21 protein-coding genes are annotated in these 17540 nt (G+C 36.9%); 7 read left to right on the top strand and 14 right to left on the bottom strand.

The annotated features are described in order from the left end of the window. Positions 1–47 precede the first annotated feature (47 nt). Together MM213_RS11665 and MM213_RS11660 are read right to left on the bottom strand one after the other, a co-directional pair. Complete coding sequence (locus MM213_RS11665; protein ID WP_241412472.1) at positions 48–389, bottom strand: avidin-fold protein; 342 nt, start codon at positions 387–389, stop codon at positions 48–50. A 348-nt stretch (positions 390–737) separates the two neighbouring features. Next, positions 738–1262, bottom strand: a complete 525-nt coding sequence (locus tag MM213_RS11660) for a regulatory protein RecX (protein WP_241412470.1) — start codon at positions 1260–1262, stop codon at positions 738–740. 72 nt (positions 1263–1334) lie between these two features. Between MM213_RS11660 and tpiA the strand changes: the two genes are divergently transcribed. The 3 genes from tpiA (at position 1335) to MM213_RS11645 (ending at position 3196) form a co-directional block, all read left to right on the top strand. After that, entirely contained in the window at positions 1335–2096 is a 762-nt protein-coding gene (tpiA, locus tag MM213_RS11655; RefSeq protein WP_241412468.1) for a triose-phosphate isomerase, read from the top strand. A gap of 90 nt (positions 2097–2186) precedes the next feature. Further along, entirely contained in the window at positions 2187–3017 is an 831-nt protein-coding gene (gene prmA / locus MM213_RS11650) for a 50S ribosomal protein L11 methyltransferase (RefSeq protein ID WP_241412466.1), read from the top strand. Continuing rightward, the gene (locus tag MM213_RS11645) at positions 3014–3196 is read left to right on the top strand and encodes a hypothetical protein (protein ID WP_241412464.1); all 183 of its coding nucleotides are present in this window, start codon (positions 3014–3016) and stop codon (positions 3194–3196) included. Before prmA ends, MM213_RS11645 begins: the two co-directional genes overlap by 4 nt. A 154-nt stretch (positions 3197–3350) precedes the next feature. Here the strand turns inward: MM213_RS11645 and MM213_RS11640 are convergent, their stop codons facing one another. Next, positions 3351–5129, bottom strand: coding sequence for a chloride channel protein (locus MM213_RS11640; RefSeq protein ID WP_241412462.1), 1779 nt, complete (start codon positions 5127–5129; stop codon positions 3351–3353). A gap of 68 nt (positions 5130–5197) precedes the next feature. Continuing rightward, complete coding sequence (locus MM213_RS11635) at positions 5198–6109, bottom strand: M28 family peptidase (RefSeq protein ID WP_241412461.1); 912 nt, start codon at positions 6107–6109, stop codon at positions 5198–5200. Between the two features lie 686 nt (positions 6110–6795). On the opposite strand from MM213_RS11635, the gene MM213_RS11630 reads away from it, so the two are divergent. Further along, positions 6796–7782 (top strand): NTPase, encoded by a 987-nt coding sequence (locus tag MM213_RS11630; RefSeq protein WP_241412459.1) that lies wholly within the window; start codon positions 6796–6798, stop codon positions 7780–7782. 67 nt (positions 7783–7849) lie between these two features. On the opposite strand, the gene MM213_RS11625 is transcribed toward MM213_RS11630, so the two are convergent. The 6 genes from MM213_RS11625 to MM213_RS11600 form a co-directional block, all read right to left on the bottom strand. Then, complete coding sequence (locus MM213_RS11625) at positions 7850–8113, bottom strand: DUF6952 family protein (protein WP_241412458.1); 264 nt, start codon at positions 8111–8113, stop codon at positions 7850–7852. Next, positions 8094–8408, bottom strand: a complete 315-nt coding sequence (locus tag MM213_RS11620) for a thioredoxin family protein (RefSeq protein ID WP_241412456.1) — start codon at positions 8406–8408, stop codon at positions 8094–8096. The genes MM213_RS11625 and MM213_RS11620 overlap by 20 nt, the downstream gene beginning before the upstream one ends. 117 nt (positions 8409–8525) lie before the next feature. Next, positions 8526–9098, bottom strand: coding sequence for an inosine/xanthosine triphosphatase (gene yjjX / locus MM213_RS11615; protein WP_241412455.1), 573 nt, complete (start codon positions 9096–9098; stop codon positions 8526–8528). Between the two features lie 53 nt (positions 9099–9151). Continuing rightward, a complete protein-coding gene (locus MM213_RS11610; RefSeq protein WP_241412453.1) occupies positions 9152–9859 on the bottom strand; it encodes a YebC/PmpR family DNA-binding transcriptional regulator in 708 nt (235 codons plus the stop codon). Positions 9860–10040: 181 nt separating this feature from the next. Next, on the bottom strand, positions 10041–10991 hold the full coding sequence (locus MM213_RS11605) for an ROK family protein (RefSeq protein ID WP_241412451.1): 951 nt from the start codon (positions 10989–10991) through the stop codon (positions 10041–10043). Positions 10992–11169: 178 nt separating this feature from the next. Then, positions 11170–12273 (bottom strand): glycoside hydrolase family 130 protein, encoded by a 1104-nt coding sequence (locus tag MM213_RS11600; RefSeq protein ID WP_241412449.1) that lies wholly within the window; start codon positions 12271–12273, stop codon positions 11170–11172. A 251-nt stretch (positions 12274–12524) separates the two neighbouring features. On the opposite strand from MM213_RS11600, the gene MM213_RS11595 reads away from it, so the two are divergent. After that, complete coding sequence (locus tag MM213_RS11595) at positions 12525–13853, top strand: NAD(P)/FAD-dependent oxidoreductase (protein ID WP_241412447.1); 1329 nt, start codon at positions 12525–12527, stop codon at positions 13851–13853. Here MM213_RS11595 and MM213_RS11590 read toward each other — a convergent pair whose 3' ends face one another. Beyond that, the gene (locus tag MM213_RS11590) at positions 13854–14306 is read right to left on the bottom strand and encodes a gamma-glutamylcyclotransferase family protein (protein WP_241412445.1); all 453 of its coding nucleotides are present in this window, start codon (positions 14304–14306) and stop codon (positions 13854–13856) included. Positions 14307–14735: 429 nt separating this feature from the next. Here MM213_RS11590 and MM213_RS11585 point away from each other — a divergent pair, with 429 nt between their 5' ends. Then, positions 14736–15218, top strand: coding sequence for a DUF4890 domain-containing protein (locus MM213_RS11585; RefSeq protein ID WP_241412443.1), 483 nt, complete (start codon positions 14736–14738; stop codon positions 15216–15218). 141 nt (positions 15219–15359) lie between these two features. On the opposite strand, the gene MM213_RS11580 is transcribed toward MM213_RS11585, so the two are convergent. Continuing rightward, on the bottom strand, positions 15360–15680 hold the full coding sequence (locus MM213_RS11580; RefSeq protein WP_241412442.1) for a hypothetical protein: 321 nt from the start codon (positions 15678–15680) through the stop codon (positions 15360–15362). Beyond that, positions 15677–15892 carry a hypothetical protein gene (locus tag MM213_RS11575; protein WP_241412440.1) on the bottom strand — a complete coding sequence of 72 codons (216 nt, stop codon included), beginning with the start codon at positions 15890–15892 and terminating at the stop codon, positions 15677–15679. The genes MM213_RS11580 and MM213_RS11575 overlap by 4 nt, the downstream gene beginning before the upstream one ends. Positions 15893–16127: 235 nt before the next feature. Between MM213_RS11575 and MM213_RS11570 the strand changes: the two genes are divergently transcribed. Then, positions 16128–16289, top strand: a complete 162-nt coding sequence (locus MM213_RS11570; protein ID WP_241412439.1) for a hypothetical protein — start codon at positions 16128–16130, stop codon at positions 16287–16289. Between the two features lie 59 nt (positions 16290–16348). On the opposite strand, the gene MM213_RS11565 is transcribed toward MM213_RS11570, so the two are convergent. Next, positions 16349–17539, bottom strand: a complete 1191-nt coding sequence (locus tag MM213_RS11565) for a hypothetical protein (protein ID WP_241412437.1) — start codon at positions 17537–17539, stop codon at positions 16349–16351. Position 17540 lies beyond the last annotated feature (1 nt).

Raw genomic sequence — 17540 nt, 5'->3', positions numbered from 1 at the left:
TCAATTTACAGCCAAAATTGATTTCAACCCAAATCAATTTAACAAAACTAACCAACCTCCTCCAGCAATGATTCACCATGGGAGCAATCCCCCGAAGTCCAAGCCCATTTTTCATGAAGGCGTATTTTGCCATTTTCGAGGAATTCAGGTGTAGATTTGCAGGTTCCTGTCATCAAGTTTCCTTTTGCATTTATCTGATGATACCTCATGTCGATTTTTCCCACGTCGTCCACCAAGCCTATCAAGTGGCCTTTGATGATTTCGCCACCGGAATATGCACAGGTAAGGACATTGCCATTTTGCTGGTAATGGAAAATCATCTGCGATGAAACTTCCCCATTGGGAGAATTGCTGATTGCCCTGAATGTTTTGTTGTGGTAATTGATCATATTAGTTATAAATAGATATTGTCCCAATGACAATTTAGAATATGGATACAATGTCGTTTAGTTAAGAAACCAGACCTGCCAGGTTTAAATCTTTTTTTGGTCTTCCCTGCCAAATAAGAGACCTGTATTAACTTAATAGAAAACCTGGCAGGTCTTATCTAAACGGCATTGAATATGTATATCCGAATGCTTTTCTGTAGGTAAACAATGAGTTTTCAATGAAAGATTTTAGTTTCTGTAGCCTTGACCAAGGTCAAGAGTGGACTTTTGTTTGTCGACAGATTTACCCTTTTCTATCGGAATGTCCAAGATCCTTTTCTAGGGCGATCTCGTCTCGGACGAGTTGCTTCAGCTCGATGATCTCTTACTAGATTTCCCAATCCCCTCCATCACCTCCAATATCAGATCCATTTCAAAACCCCTCGACATCAAATACTGCTGGACTTTGTATTTCTTTTTGAAGGGGTCTATTTCTTTGGTCAATGCCCATTTTTTTTCAGCGACATGACTGAGTATTTTGAAATATTCCTCGGGATCGATCTCTTTCATTCCTGATTTGATACAATTCGGGCTGATTCCCTTGAATTTCAACTCCTGCAAAATTTTATTTCTCCCCCACTTTTTCAAGCGAAACCTCCCCCTAACAAAGGACTGTGCAAAGCGCTCTTCGTTCAGAAAATTCTCACTGATCATCTCGGAAATCAACTCCTCCGCCTGCTCAGCATAGATTCCTTTTTCATGGAGCTTGGTCCTGACCTCCTTTTGGCAGCGATCCTGATAGGCACAATAAGCAGCGATTTTCACCTTCGCCTCCTTAAGGCTCCAGTACTTTTTGGGCTGTTCATTTCCATATTCGTTTCGTGGGTAGGACATTTTGTGTAATTTTGTGACAAAGTAACGGCTTATGTTATTTTTTTCAAATCTATTAACCAAACCATTAATACCATGCGTAAGAAAATCGTAGCAGGAAACTGGAAAATGAATCTCAATTTTGACGAAGGTCAAAAACTGACTACTGAGATTGTCAATATGTACAAGGATGAAAACATCAAGGATGTAACCGTCGTGTTGAACCCTCCTTTTGTACACCTTTTTCCTGTCAAAAAATTAGTAGGAAATACTCCAAATCTATTTTTAGGTGGGCAAAATTGCTCTGACAAAGCTTCTGGAGCTTTTACTGGGGAGACTTCAGCGACCATGCTGAAATCTTTTGGAGCTGAATACGTGATCATTGGCCACAGCGAAAGAAGAGAATATTTCAAAGAAAGCAATGAATTGCTTACTGCTAAAGTAAAACAAGCATTGGAAAATGGTTTGACACCTATATTCTGCTGTGGTGAACCATTGGAAATCAGGGAAGCTGGTACGCACGAAGATTATGTGAAAAACCAATTGACAGAAAGCCTTTTTGGCTTGAGTGATGAGGATTTTGCAAAAATCGTGATTGCCTATGAACCAATCTGGGCTATCGGTACAGGAAAAACCGCTTCTTCAGACCAAGCTCAGGAAATGCACAAGGCTCTTCGAGACCATTTGGCTGGCAAATATGGCCAAGAAGCTGCTGACAATACATCGATCCTCTACGGAGGTAGCTGTAACCCAGGCAACGCCAAAGATATTTTCTCCAAAGCAGATGTGGATGGAGGATTGATCGGTGGAGCTTCTTTGAAGTCACGTGACTTTGTAGATATTATCAAATCATTTTAAAATTGATAGTCAACTGTCAACGGACCTCAGTCGTCTGTCGTCTGTTGACAGTTGACTTTCTTTCCGTTTTTTATCACTTTCCTACAATTTATGCAGTATTTAGAGTTTAAGATTAATTGTAAAGAAGATTTTCGTGAAATCCTCATCGCTGAATTGGCTGAGGTGGGCTTTGATTCTTTTTTGGAAACGGACACAGGCCTTGATGCCTATATCGAAGAAAATTCTTTTGATCGGGAGACTTACCAAGAAGTAATCAACCGATACCAAGATTCAGCAGAATTGGAGATTGTGGAAGGTGTGATGGCAAAGGTCAATTGGAATGAGGAGTGGGAAAAGCATTATGATCCGATCCAAGTGGGAGAGGAAGTATATGTAAGAGCTTCATTTCACGCTCCAAAACCAGAAATCAAGCACGAAATTTTGATCAATCCTAAAATGTCTTTCGGGACAGGGCATCATGCGACAACTTTCCTGATGCTATCCCATCAGCTGACGATCGATCATCAAGGCAAAAGAGTGATTGATATCGGGGCAGGGACAGGAATTTTGGCCATCATGGCACACAAGCTTGGAGCGACACAAGTAGAAGCCTTTGATATCGACGATTGGTGTGTGGACAATGGCAACGAAAACTTCGATCTCAATGGTATGAAGGATGTCAGGATGGGTTTGGGGACTGTCCGTGAAGTTGCACCACAGGGAACTTTCGATATCGTCTTGGCAAATATCAATAAAAATGTGCTGCTCGATGAATTGGAGATTTATGCAAGTTTGGTAAAAAGCAGAGGGAATTTATTGTTGAGCGGTTTCTATACCCACGACATTGTTGATATTCAGGAAAAGGCAGATTCCGTAGGCTTCAAATTTTTGAGCCAAAAAGACAAGGATAATTGGGCAGCATTGATTTTTGAGAAATTATGACAGAATTAATCATTTACGCAATAATTTTTCTACTGTTGATCGCACATGCCTTGATGGCTGGAAAAATGTATAGAACAGTCCACGAAGACACGACATTATCTATCCAAGAAAAGAACGACTGGAAACTCAAGGCGTTGGTCTTTCCTATATATTACTGGGGGAAGTATAAAATGCGTTAGCTTTAGCATTTTAATTGAAAAAATGTGAGATTCATTATTTGTATTCTGAAGGTAGTCAATATCTACCAGTATCGAATATCCATGAATTTCTCATTCATTTTGAATTGAACCCTAAGAATCCATTAATGCCAAGTTCCCAAAATTCTTCAAACTTCTACTCCAAATTCTGCCTAATAAGACGTTTTCTGTAAGCATTAAAAATTCTGGATTTGGAAATAAAACCCAAATAGACTCCATCTTCGACCACAGGTAGATTCCATGCACCGGATTTTTCAAATTTATCCATCACTTTTTGCATCGTTTCTTCTGGATAAATTACGTCTGGAGGACTATGCATCAATTGTTGGATTTTCATTTCTTGTTGCTTTGCTTCATCAAACATGATATCCCGAATATCATCCAGTGTGATGATCCCCGCTAATTCTCCATTATCATTGACAACTGGGAAAATATTCCTCTTAGATAGCTGAACGAGCTTACACAAATCTCCAAGTTTCGCATCTGGGGCAATAGGCAAAAGGTCTTTTTCCATTACTTTCCTGATGTTGATATTGTCAAGAACCTCCTCATCTTTGGATTCAGTGAGGTATCGACCGGTGTCTTTGAGTTGCTTAACATAAAGAGAGTCCTTGTCAAAGTAGGTTGTTGTCACAAAAGAAATGGCAGAAACAAACATCAATGGCAGAAATAACTCATAACCACCAGTGATCTCAGCAATCAAGAATATCGCTGATAGAGGTGCATGCTGAACCCCACTCATCACCCCACACATAGCGACTAGTGTAAAATGTGCTATCGGCAAGGCAATGGGCAATCCAAATATATTCGCAGTATAAGCAAACACGAAACCGGTAATCCCCCCTACAAAAAGGGAAGGGGCAAATATCCCACCACTTCCCCCTGCCCCAATGGTAATGGCAGAAGCAATCGGTTTGATGAAAATAATCAACATCAAGAACAGAATGATAAAATATGGATTGTCAATTTCCCCAAAGAATGGACTATTTGCCAATAATCTCTGAGGATCCCCATCAATCAGAGCGTTTAATGTTTCATAACCTTCACCATAAATAGGAGGGAAAAAGAACACGATCAAACCCAAGAATGCTCCACCATATAGAACTTTCATCCATGGATCTTCCATCATTCCCAAAAGTGACTCTGTCTTCAATACAACCCTGCTGAAGTATAAGGAAATGATTCCTGTAAATATAGCCAGTAAGAAATAATAGGGCATATGTGCTGCCAAAAAACTGTCGGATAGATTGAAAGTAAACATGACATCCTCTCCCAAAAGTATCATGGAAGTAATAGACCCTGTTACTGATGCGATCAATAAGGGAATGAAACTCCCAACACTGACTTCCAGCAAAATAACTTCTATTGCAAAAATAACAGCACCAATCGGGGCACCGAAAATTGCTGAGATTGCTCCAGCAGCTCCACACCCTATCAATAATGTCCTTTTTTTGGCATTCAAATGCATCAAACTACCAAAATTCGATCCTATAGCAGATCCAGTCACTACAATTGGAGCTTCCAAACCAACAGAACCACCAAAGCCTACGGTAATCGCCGAAGTTATTACCCGACTGTACATTTTTACTTTGGCGATCAGACTGCTTTTTTTGGAAATATTATAGAGTAAATCAGGGATTCCATGACCTCCTTGATCTTTCAAGATATATGTGCCAATCAAGAATGCCAATATTATCCCAATAAGAGGGTAGATGATATAGAAAAAGTTTGCGTAAGCTTCGTTGAAGTCACCGGTCAGGAATTTTTGGATGGCATGAACGGCAGTTTTCAAAATGACAGCAGCTAATCCAGCTAATATCCCAATCAAGCCACTCAAGATCAAAACAAAGTTTTTGGTACTTAGGTGTCTGAGTCTCCAGATCAAAAAGCGGGTGATGATATCTGTTTTAGCCAAAGCACAATTTTAATTTAGGGCATAAAGTTACAAGTTATATATACTTCAAAAAAGAAGACTTGCCGAAATCAATTCAGCAAGTCAGTATCTAAAGCAATTATACAATCAAGAATCAACTCTACTGCTCCTTTGAAAAATTCTGGTTGGATGTTTTCAAAAGTATCTCTTGGCGTGTGGTAGTCTGAATGATCTTCTACTCCAAAGTAAATAAATGGGACTTTTTTCTGATGGAACTGTGCATGATCTGATGCATTGGTCCAATCATCCCTTCCCGACCCAGGTTCATCATGTCCAAACATCAACTTCGGTGACTTTCCTGTTGATGCTTTTTCCAAAATAGGTTTTAGAAATGGGTAATGATAAGTTCCAACTGCATACAATTCATTGTTGTCATTTCTACTCACCATATCCATATTGATATTAAGCTTTACCTGTTCCATCTCAAATGGAAAATCATTCACCAAAGCCCTAGCTCCTTGCATGCCCATTTCTTCTGCATCAAGTGCTACAAACATCATCGAGTGCTTTGGTCTATTTTTGGCAAAATATTCCGCCAAAGCGAGCATAGCTACCGTTCCGGAAGCATTGTCATCAGCTCCATTGAATATGTCGTCACCATTTCTTCCAATGTGATCATAATGTCCCATGACCACGATGATTTTATCAGAATCACTTCCAGGAACAAAGCCCACTATGTTCGCAGCTTTGTCATAGGTCTTTCCATCTCGTCGATTTGTAAACGAAAAAGTTTGAGTAAAATCGTCATACTGACTACTCAAACCTAATTTTTCAAATCTTTCTTTGATAAATTTTTGTGCTTTCAGATGCCCTTCTGACATAGGTTTTCTGCCTTCAAGTTCATCTGAAGAAAGGTATTTGATGTCTGAAATAAGTTGGTCTTGATCGATTTTCTGTGCTTCTGACAAAGCAGGAAAGGCTAAAGTCAAAATCAAGAGGACTATTTTGAAATGTGATTTCATTGGTTTTTATATTTGTTCGGATGATGTATCTTGGGTGAAGACAACAAGTTTATCAAACACGATGCAAAGTAATGTTTTTGAATTGAAAAATCAGTGCAAATACTTCTTTAATTCATCTGGATTCCTTCTTGTCTGGACACATAAATCTTTTTCTTTTCAAAATCAGATAATTTATAATTGTCTTTTTCAACTTTACTATCTGTGAGTACTTTAGAGCTTCTAAAAATGACTTGTCATTAATCTGCATAATTCTTTCGATTAAGATGTTTTTTAATTCTGTGTTCACCATTTTTATAGATTTTTGCTCTATAATGATGATGAAAAATTATAAGATTTTGATTTTGTTAATTTTGCTCTCTGATAGAGATAAAGAAGAAAAAACTATAAAATCTATCTTAGACCGAAGAGTCAAAGATCGGAATGAACACGAAAGTTAATTTTGTAATGTCTATCTACTTTTATGCACTGAACCGAACAAATGATTGTTGAGTTATTGCATTTGGCTTAATTTGACTGTAGAAGACCCTACGGCTACAAGTTGTTTTCTGGTATCCGCAAATAGTAAAACCTTTCATTTGTCCAAGAGCAACATTATGGATATTGTCATATTATTATACCAATAATGAAATTATTATCTTGACGTTAATTATATTCGTGCAAACTGTTCGTATCAAATATATTTATTCATGAAAGTTATCTCAGCTTTGCTGTTGTTTTTTGTTCTTGCCCCAAGCTCTTATGGACAAGGGACTTTGCCAGAGAGTTTTCTGGATGGAAAATCTGTTGTTTTGATTTCAAATTCACCTCAAGCTAGACCTGTTTTAAGTTGGGAAAATTTGGCAGAGGAAATTCACGCAGGGATAGTTGAGGCAGGAGGGGATCCAGTTGCCTATTATGAGTTGGAGGAAATTACGCTGTCAGAAGAGACTCAGGCAGGTTATGCAGAGGCTTTCAACAAAAGATTGGTAAAAAATATTGTTATCCTCACAAGAAAATCTTCTGGTGAATTGATACTTCATATTGCTCCTTATACAAACAACAAGAATATGGTGTCGAATGCAGGGATTTATTCCATGCAGGCTGAGAGCGTAAAGAGTATGAAAGAAAGCTTGATGGCCATGGGAAGGAACGTGAGATCAAGAAATCTCTTAGTTTTGGAAGTCCCAGAATTTCCCGCAAGTGAAAGTTCTTTGGCAGGAGGAAATTCTAGATTTTTGAATAGGAATCCATTAAACTTAGATGTATTTAAACTTGGTGTGCCATTATCAGGAGCAGCTGGGGAGTCAGCATTTCTGAGTATGTATCGATATGATTTGTTGGGAAAATCTGCTGAAGCTATTGCCGCCGCACAAAAGGAGGAAAAAAATGGGCTTGAAGGTATATTTAAGGCAAGTTATCCACATCAAGTTGAGTATTTGACTGAAGCAAAAACTGAAGCAGAACTGATAAAAGAAAGAGTTCAGTTTGTATTGATGCGTGTGGAAGGTCGAGAGTCAGACTTAAGAAGTAGTATGGGACTTCCTGAATTAGAATCGGGAGACGATTCTCGAATAGTCGTGAAATATTACATCAAATTTTTGGTGAGAAACGAGCTATACATTGGCCCAGAATGGGATGCTGATCCTAATTGGAGAGTAGCGCTGAGGAAGTTTTTGGAAAATCTGAAAAAATAGAATAGGGCTCCGAAGAGCCCTATAAGAAAGCGGTGTTTATCGGGTGATTTAAAACAACTTCTCGCTTTTACTTTTGTTTATCTATCGATCCAGTGACACGCTTCATGAAAGCGTTCATGGCTTCTTTCTTATCTGTACCGTCCTTTATCATTTGATAAACCTCCAAAGTACCGTAAAGGTTTGAGAGCAATTCTCCCATCACTTCTAGTTCCTCATCTTTTAACGACGGAATCTCTGTCATATTCTCCAAAAGTTCTATGGTTTCTTTTACCCAATCCTCGTCATTGGATTCTATAAACCCTAAAACATGCTTAATTATCGGCAATCTCATTGATCAGGGTTTTAAGTGCGTCTTCTTTGTTTGTCTGAATTTGATTGACCAATTGACCGTTTTTGAAAGTCGCAAAAGTAGGAAGGTTGGTTACTGATGCCAATTTTCTTGATTCTGGTAATTTTTCGGCATCTACATAAAGGAAAGTAATTCCTTCATATTCACCTGATAATCTTTTCATTTTTGGCTTGATAATCCTACAGTTGCCACACCAAGTAGCACCGTATTGTACCACTACTTTTTCATTTTCGTTTACAATCTCCTGTAATGTGTCAGTCTCTAATTCTTGTAACATATATAATTTTGTTTACTTCAGTTTTCGATCACAAAAGTACGAATATCTAAGCCCTTTCACTAATAGATATTTTCAATGCATCATTGAAGCTTTAAAGCCTTTAGACATCTTACTACCTTATCCGTAGATACTTTCGTTGAGAAAAGGGATAAGAGCTAGAATTACAGCTTGACTGTAATAGTCCTTTCTATTCACAACACCATTGGTCAATATGCCAACAGCTCCACTTCCTTGTTTGGAGTTGTCTTTCATAAATACTTGGTCATCAGCTTCTCCCAGTTCTTTTCCTTCTTTGATCAAGTCCGAAACGACAGAAGGAAGGTAGAATGTTGCAGTTTTAGCTTTGCCAATTTGGCCTTTTCTATCCATAATCACAACCCAAGCATATGCATACATTTCGCCTTTGTCTTCATCAATACCTCCCTCAATCCCTACCCAATAATCGGCTTCTGGAAAAACTTGTTTTGAATTTTTTGCTCTGTTATGGGCTCCTAGGTAGGTTTCTTCATCTCCTATAGGTTGATCCCTTACCTCCGAGCTTACATTTAGTCCTTCTACCAAAAATGCCGATTCAAATGCTGCATGAAACCCAATGTCTGTACTATTTATTTTTACTGGATTTTTACTGCCTACAATGATGAGCTGCTGTCTTTTTTCTTCTTTTATATTTTTTCTTTGCGGAAATGCCATGATTTCTTTAGTAAATGTAAAAACCTGTAGGTGTCTTTCTACAGGTTAAAGGCTTATGCCATATTGGTAAAAACTTGGTTGACATCATCATCATCTTCTAATTTTTCAATTAGTTTGTTGATCTCCTCTTCTTGATCTTCCGGTAATTCTACTGTAGTAGTCGGAAACCATTGGAAATCAGCATTAACGATGTCTATATTTCTGTCTTCTAGCGCTTTTTGCATGTTGCCGAAGTCCTCAAAAGCTGTGTAAACGAAGATTTCTCCTTCATTTTCATCTATTTCATCCAATCCAAAATCAATAAGCTCTAACTCTAGCTCTTCGATTTCATATTCACCTTGGGCAAATCGAAAAACCGCTTTTTTGTTGAACATAAAGCTTACAGAACCAGATGTACTCAGGGATCCATTGGATTTTGAAAAATAGCTTCTAATATTGGCTACTGTTCTATTGGTATTGTCTGTAGAAGTCTCGATGATTACAGCTACTCCATATGGGCCATAACCTTCATACAACACTTCTTCGTAATCTTTTTCATCTTTATTTGATGCTCTTTTGATCGCCGCTTCTATACGATCTTTTGGCATCGCTGCACCTTTTGCATTTTGGATTATTGTCCGGAGCTTAGTGTTGTTCGCAGGATCAGGACCACCAGCTTTCACAGCCATGACGATTTCCTTTCCCAAGCGTGTGAAAACCTTAGACATCTTGTTCCAACGCTTAAATTTTCTCTCTTTTCTAAACTCGAAAGCTCTTCCCATATTAATATGATTTTAAAGACGTAAAATTAAGAAATCTTTTTAAAAGGAATCATGTAATGACATGTAATCTTTTATGGAAATATGCTTATTTACTGATAGCTCTAACAAAAAATACTAGCAAAAAACCATTTAGAAAGTCGGTAGTTGTAAATATACACTTTCCAAAATTTCTACACTTGGTTTAACTTGGCACTTTTTTGCTTGTATTTTCATGTACCAAAAGTGCCGCTCCATATACTCCTGCACTATCTCCCAGTTTGGCTTTGATTATTGGTGTTTCAAATTCATTGTTGAATATCATCTGCTTTAGCAAGCTTGTGTCGCCATAGAGTGAATCTATATGGCTCACGCCTCCACCAAGGACTATGACTTCCGGGTCTAAAATGTTGATAACTATGCTCAGAGCTTTAGCAAATCCTTCTTTTAACCTTTCAATGGTCATGCTAGCAAAAGGGTCTGTATCAGTTAAATGTCTTTCGTGAATTTCTTTCAAAGGTCTTGACGTACCAGATTGTTGGAGGTAGAATTTCTCCAGAGCGGGTCCAGATATAATTTGCTCATTACAGCCTGTTTTTCCACAATAACAAGTGTCTCCTTCTCCAGGGAAAAGGTAATTATGTCCCCATTCTCCTCCTATTCCATGTTTTCCTTGGATCAATTTCCCATTTGCTACTACACCTCCACCTACGCCAGTACCCAGTATAACTCCAAACAGAACTTTATTTTCTAGGTTATTGTCCTTTCCGACACCAAGCTTTGCTTCTGCCAATGCAAAACAGTTTGCATCATTTGCCAAAAGTATTTTTACTGCCAATTGCTTTTCCAGATCATTTTTCAAATCTCTTCCATTGATGACTGTGGCGTTGCAATTTTTCATAACTCCTCTGGAGGGGATGTATGTACCTGGAGATGCAAGACCGATTACATCTGCTCTATATCCGGCATGAGATTCCATCTTTTCAATCAATCTCTCAAATTGATTCAAAATATGGTCATATCCCAAATGAGCTTCTGTGGGTATTCTGAACCGAAATAACTCTTCAGGAACTTCTGCAGAGGCCAAGATTATTCCTTCTATTTTTGTCCCACCCATGTCAATTCCCCAAAGATTTTCTGAATTGAAATAGCTCATAATTGCTTTTTGATTTATACTTGATTTACTAATTTCTTTTCTTCTATTTGGTTACCATAGAAGCCAATGTGGAGATCTGTGAAATTGCTCAGCGCAATTTCTCCTGATCCCTATTTCTTGGATTTTTTATTCATTTCCTAGATCATTTCAAATGTCATATTTGAGGCGAAACTTCCAGCTACTTCTTCCAAGTCACCACACCGACTTTGCTATCTGCAGTTCCATAATAGAGGTACCATGTGCCTTCAAATAAAACCAAGCCTTCCACAAACGTTGTTCCGTCCACATATTGACCGGATTTCTCAAAATCTTTTTCTGGCTTTATAAATGGTTTTGTTGATCGGTCAAGAAGTTTCCAAGGTTCATTGGGATCAAAAAGAGCCTGCCCCCCTGTGTACATCCGGTTTGGCAAATCCCCAACTCCTATTGATTGGGAATTTCCTGCATTGTACAAGACTACGATTCCATCCTCTGTCAATACTGCTGGTGGGCCAGCTTCTACCAACCATGAATCAAAAAATCCTGCACGCGGGCTCAATACTGGAACTAAGTTTTCTTCATGATTTTCCAGAGGTTCCCAATTGATCAAGTCTTCTGAACTTGCTAACCAAATGTGCGGCACACCATAATACATCCAATACTTGCCATTTATCTTAGTAGCCACCAATTTCCCATCTACTTCTTTTGTAACAAGCGCTCCGGATTTTGTTTCCATGTTGAGGTATTTTCCTGCTTTCCAATTTTTGAATACTGGTCCATGCTTTTCCCAATTTTTCAAATCTTTAGATGTTGCTACAGCAAGTCTTGGATACTCACGGTTCCATTGGGTGTATGTGAGGACGTAGGTACCATCCTCTGTTTCAACTAATCGTGGATCTTCAGTTCCTCCAGTCCATTCGTAGTACTTTTGCTTATCTTCCTGAGGAAAAAATACTGGTTCGCTTTCTCTGGTATAATTGACACCATCTTGAGAAATTGCGAGCCCCAATCGCGATGTGTGCCCACCAATTTCTTTCTCACCTAATTTTTCTTCAGCTCTGTAGAAAACATGAATTTTGTCATCTTTCACAATCGCTGCTGGATTGAAAGTCGCCATGGTTTCCCAATTGACAACCCTTCCTGACATGGGGTCTTGAAAGGAAGTCGCGTCAGTAGGCTCAATGATTGCTGTTTGATTCTCCGCCCTTTCGAATGGACCTAGCATCCAAGGTTTTTCATACCCTTCAGGAGAGCTTGTACATGAGGCGCTGAGTAAAAGTAAACAGAAGGCTATCTTTTTCATGTTTCAATAAATAATGTAGGGTTAATTAGTCTTTGAAAAAACAGTTATGTGTTTATTAAAACGTTTTAGCAATTCAAATTTATTTGATTTTTGACAAAAAACAAATTCCAATCTGGATCTGTAGAAGTCATTCAGGACTAGTCACAATGCGGGAGGAAGAATAACCTTGAAAACATTTGAAAAAACTGACCAAAATCACGTCCTTTATATTCTTACTTCGTATAGTAATATGAACCTTTTGTACTAACAAAATGAACTTTTACAAACAAAATCCTATTCCGAATCTTCCGGAGACAAAATCAAAAAGAGTTGTTATCATTGGTGCTGGATTTGCCGGTCTTAAATTGGCAAGAAAGCTGATGGGAAGTCCATATCAAGTGCTTTTGTTGGATAAAAATAATTACCATCAATTTCAGCCTCTATTCTATCAAGTAGCCACTTCTGGGCTTGAGCCAAGTGCGATTTCTTTTCCTCTTAGAAAGGTTTTTCACAACTCTAAGAATATAATTTTCAGAATGGCAGAAGCGGAGTTGATCGATCAAGAAGCAAATAGACTATACACTTCAGTAGGCTATATTGATTATGACTATTTAATTTTGGCAATGGGAGCTGACACCAATTACTTTGGATTGGAAAACATCGAAAAGTACAGCACTCCTATGAAGACTGTATCTGAAGCGCTATTTATCAGAAACAAAATCATCTCCAATTACGAAACCGCTATAAACATAGGGGAAGAGGAAAAGCGGAAATCAATCATGAATGTGGTGATAGTAGGTGGAGGCCCAACTGGTGTGGAGCTTGCAGGCGCCGTAGCAGAGTTAAGGAACAATGTGTTCCCAAAAGATTACCCCGAGTTGAATTTCAAAAACATGAAAGTTGTATTGATAGAAGCAGGTCAAAGCCTTCTGTCCAGTATGTCTGAAGAAGCCAAGTCAAAGTCAAAACAATATTTGGAGAATTTGGGAGTAGAGGTGATGGTGGATACTCAAGTACTAGATTATGACGGGGAAAAAGTAGTACTTAAAGGTAGAGAAGCTATAGAAACGAAAACTTTACTTTGGGCAGCTGGTATTAAGCCAAATGGAATAAACGGAGTCCGTGAAGAGCAGACTATCCCAAATGGGAGATTGATTGTAGATGAATTCAATCAATTGGAAGGGAGTGGAAATATCTTTGCCTTGGGTGATATTTGTATTTATGCTACGGATGAAAACCCAAGAGGACTTCCTCAAGTAGCTCAGGTAGCGCTACAGCAAGCGGACAATCTTGCAAATAATTTGCTTGGAGAATTAAGAAATAAACAGTGGAAGGAGTTTAAATACAAGGATCTGGGGTCCATGGCTACTATTGGGAGGAAATTGGCGGTAGTTGATTTACCTTTTATCAAGTTTCAAGGATTGTTAGCTTGGATGACTTGGCTGTTTGTTCACCTGATGGCTATTCTTGGTGTAAAAAATAAGTTGTTTATCTTTTTGAATTGGTCTTGGAATTATTTGGCTTTTGATCCAAGTTTGAGACTTTTGATTCGACCTAAGCAAATTAAAACAAAGAAAGATGAGGAATTGATGCAAGAATAGTCACGTGATTTTTCCAGCACGGTTGATGATACTTGCCAAGTACCCACTAGGAATATTATTTGATTTGCCACCATTGATGATGGTTTCAAGATACTCTTGGTGGGGAAAGATACCTTTTACAATTTTGTTGGAAACAAAAGTAAAGGCTCGCAAAGAGCCATTTTTTGTGAAAATTTCATGCTCTACAAAATCATAACCTGGTTCAGATTTTAGAAAATAACCCTTGTCTGATTCCGACACTTCGAAAAGTAAGCCATATACTGATTCATTTTTACTTTCTATGATATTTGCCCGTGCTGAGCCATCCGGGTTTTGGTAATTGAACCGAAAACCATAATGTGGTAACACAGCTTGGCAAATTAATTTTGGTTGTTGTCCCAGCCTACTTTCTAAAGTGCTTATGTCAAGATTGCTAGCATAACCAAAGTAGAGAAATGTATCTTTATTTTTCATGCGTTGTTTTCATTGAAGATGATCAAGCTTTTAACAAAACTACGAATTTTGACTTGGATCGATAGCTTTTGGCTTCAGTGAATCTTTGAGCTTTTCATCTATTTTGATTTTATGAATATACGCTTTCTTACCAGTAGCCAAACAAAATCATTTTTTTAATACTAATTGATTCACTAATAACCTATCGACTGATAGCCAATAACGATTATCCGCATGATTTTAAGTAAAATTCAATTACTGATAATATTGCTGATAATCATATTAACTTTTGTTAACATTTTTATTTGGCATCCATATTAAACCATCTATCAGGTGTACTGTCTAATAGTCAAATTCCACAACAAAATGGAAATTAGACCAACGACCATTTCACTCCCGGGAAGTGATGGTTTTTTAAACAAATTGACTAAATATTCAAAACACAATATTATGAAAAAGCTACTATTAGTACTCGCAATATTCTCTGTAGGAATCATTACTGCTGAAGCGCAAAGAGGCCCTAGAGGAGGACAAATGTCACCTGAAAAAAGGGCTGAAATGAGAACACCTGAGAAAAGAGCTGAATTGATGACAAATCGATTGGCTGAAAAACTTGAGTTATCGGAAGATCAGAAAAAAGAAGTGTATAACATACAGTTGGAGAATGCTACCAAAAACCAAGTAGAAATGGAAGCAAGACGTGAAGAGATGAAAGCCAAAAGAGAAGAAATGCAGGCTAAACAAAAAGAGCAGCAATCAAAAATCGAGGCTGTCTTGACTCCTGAGCAGATATCTACATGGAAAGAGCTCAGAAACGAAGACAAAGAAAAAATGAATAATATCCGTGATGCTCGAAGCAACCCTGATAGAGAGAAGTTTCAGCAGAGAAAAAGAGGCTCTAAAGGTAGCAAAGGCATTAAAGGCAATATATAGAACACTTCATATAAACGGTTGGTTAATTGATATCTGAGGAAGCTCAGAAAACACAAAGAGCAGGTCTATGGCCTGCTTTTTTTGTTAATGTCAGGATTGATCTTTGAGTTTTTAAAAATCGAAAAAAAACATTTTAGAACTTTAGGATAAGAAATCTAAAAGAGATTTTATGTAGGTATCGGTAATGGATTCCTGTTTGGATTTGTCATAGATCGACAACAAATATACTGTATCATCAGAAAAAGCAAAATGAGTAATGACTCTTCCTCCTCCGGATTTTCCTTTACTTTTAATAGATATCCGGATTTTAAAACAGTTTTTATAAAGCGGAACTCCTAGATCGGGCTTATTCTTAAGGTCTTGTACCAATTGAAAAAAATCATCCTTTAAAGATGGGTATTTTTTTACTAGCTTTTTAAGTTCTTTTTCAAACTCTGGGATAGATTTAACTTTATAACTCATAGTTCTTTAAAAAGCTCCTCAGCGTCTTTGGCAATTAGGTTTCCAGCTTTTGCGTTAAGCATTTCCTTATAGCCCTTTGCGACACTCATTGCATTCATCAATGCTTTAATTTGCTCTTTCTCCGAAACAATATCCAATTTCAAAACTTTCAATACTGCTTTGAGAGCATCGGCTTTATCTTTGTCTTCGGTCTGTATTACAATAGTTTCCATAGTACAAATATAGTAAAATTTAGAATTTGATAGTTTTATAATTTTACGGAAAAACTTCTAAGTTATTGAAGTTTACACCTTAATTACTAACATATATATAGAAAATCATATCTATACAGAAAGGAAAATGGTTAGTAAAAAATTTAATGAAAGACTTCGGGAATTTGTTTTTTAATTTAACTAAAAGCAAAAAGCAGGTCTTAAACCTGCTTTTTGCTTTTAGTCAACTGTACAAGTGGTACAACATAAGGAGGATCCTCCTTCAAAAGGGCAAGCAGTTACAGGGAAAGGTCAGCCTGGAAGAAGTAATCTTGATTCATCTGCTGCACATAAATTAATAACATTGCAAGGGTCTTCTACGGGATCTGTAGGCTCTACTGGTTCAACTGACTCTTGACCATGTAAAGATAAGAGAACTAGGCTAAAGTAAAGTAAGAAAATTAGTTTTTTCATAATTTATAATTTAAGTTTAAGTATAAAGAAAGTTTCGTTTTCATTTTCATAAAAAGCTCTACTTGGTTGGAAGATTATCGTGTCTTCAGATAGTGCAACAATAGGGTTATAGAGGTGTTGTGGTAAGATTATATCTTCACAATACTTTTTTCCATCCTTTAAGATATGAAGCACATAATGATAGTTTTTCATTAAATAATTTTCGAATTGAGCTTGATTGTCAAAACTATTACCACTACTAAAAAAATCATTTTGATTAATTGATTTTAAATAAGTAACATATGTATATTCCTTGTAATTGAGTATTGAAGTGATTCTCGAATCAAAGCTAGATTTATTAAAATCTATTTCACTTCCAAAAGGTGTTTTTACTGATATATCAAAGTAATCTAATTCTAAACCAGTTTTTTCATAAAATTTTAATTGACCGTTTTCACCAATTTTATATGTATAGATCGAAGGTTCGTGGCTATAGGAAAGTATTATTGACTGATCGTCACTGGATTTTTCAAAAAAAACAAAATATGGTGGGAATCTAAATTCATTATTTAAATAAATGCTATTTTTTTCAAAGCCTGCATCTAATTTAAATTTCCTGTTTTTTGAATCAAATGAAGTTAGATGTTTTACCTGTTTGTAATAGTTGGGATTTTCATTATTCAAATTTGTTTTCTCTGCATTAAGTAAAGTATACAAATAGAATTGGGAGGTATCAGATTTATTTGTTACAAAAAAATGCTTTAAATCAGTATTCCAGTACTTAGAACCGTTTAAATCATGGTTTTCATAAAAATCAATCAACTTCCAATCTGAGTTATATTTGTAAAGTCCAGAATAGCTTACAATCCAGTAACCCTCACCATTTTTATCAAAGGATATGCTGTTAAGTTTCCCTTTGAAATTATTTTCACCAGGGATTCTATTGTCAAATTTTGATAATATTTCGCCTTTTAAATTCAATAATAGAATTACATTATTCAATGGATTTTGATCTACAGCCAATAAAAATCCCTTTTCAGAGTTAAAATCAACTAAAGTTAAAACACCTTGATAATCTACTTCAATTGTTTCAAGTAACTCAATTGATACATCTTGATAAAGATCTGTATTATGATCACTGCAACCCAAAAATAGGAGTACACTTATTGTAATTAATAGTTTTTTTGTCATAAAAATTTTTGTGATAAATTTCATT

The organism is Belliella alkalica (genome assembly GCF_022549785.1).
GTDB lineage: Bacteria > Bacteroidota > Bacteroidia > Cytophagales > Cyclobacteriaceae > Belliella > Belliella alkalica.
This window is presented reverse-complemented; position numbering and strand designations above follow the sequence as displayed.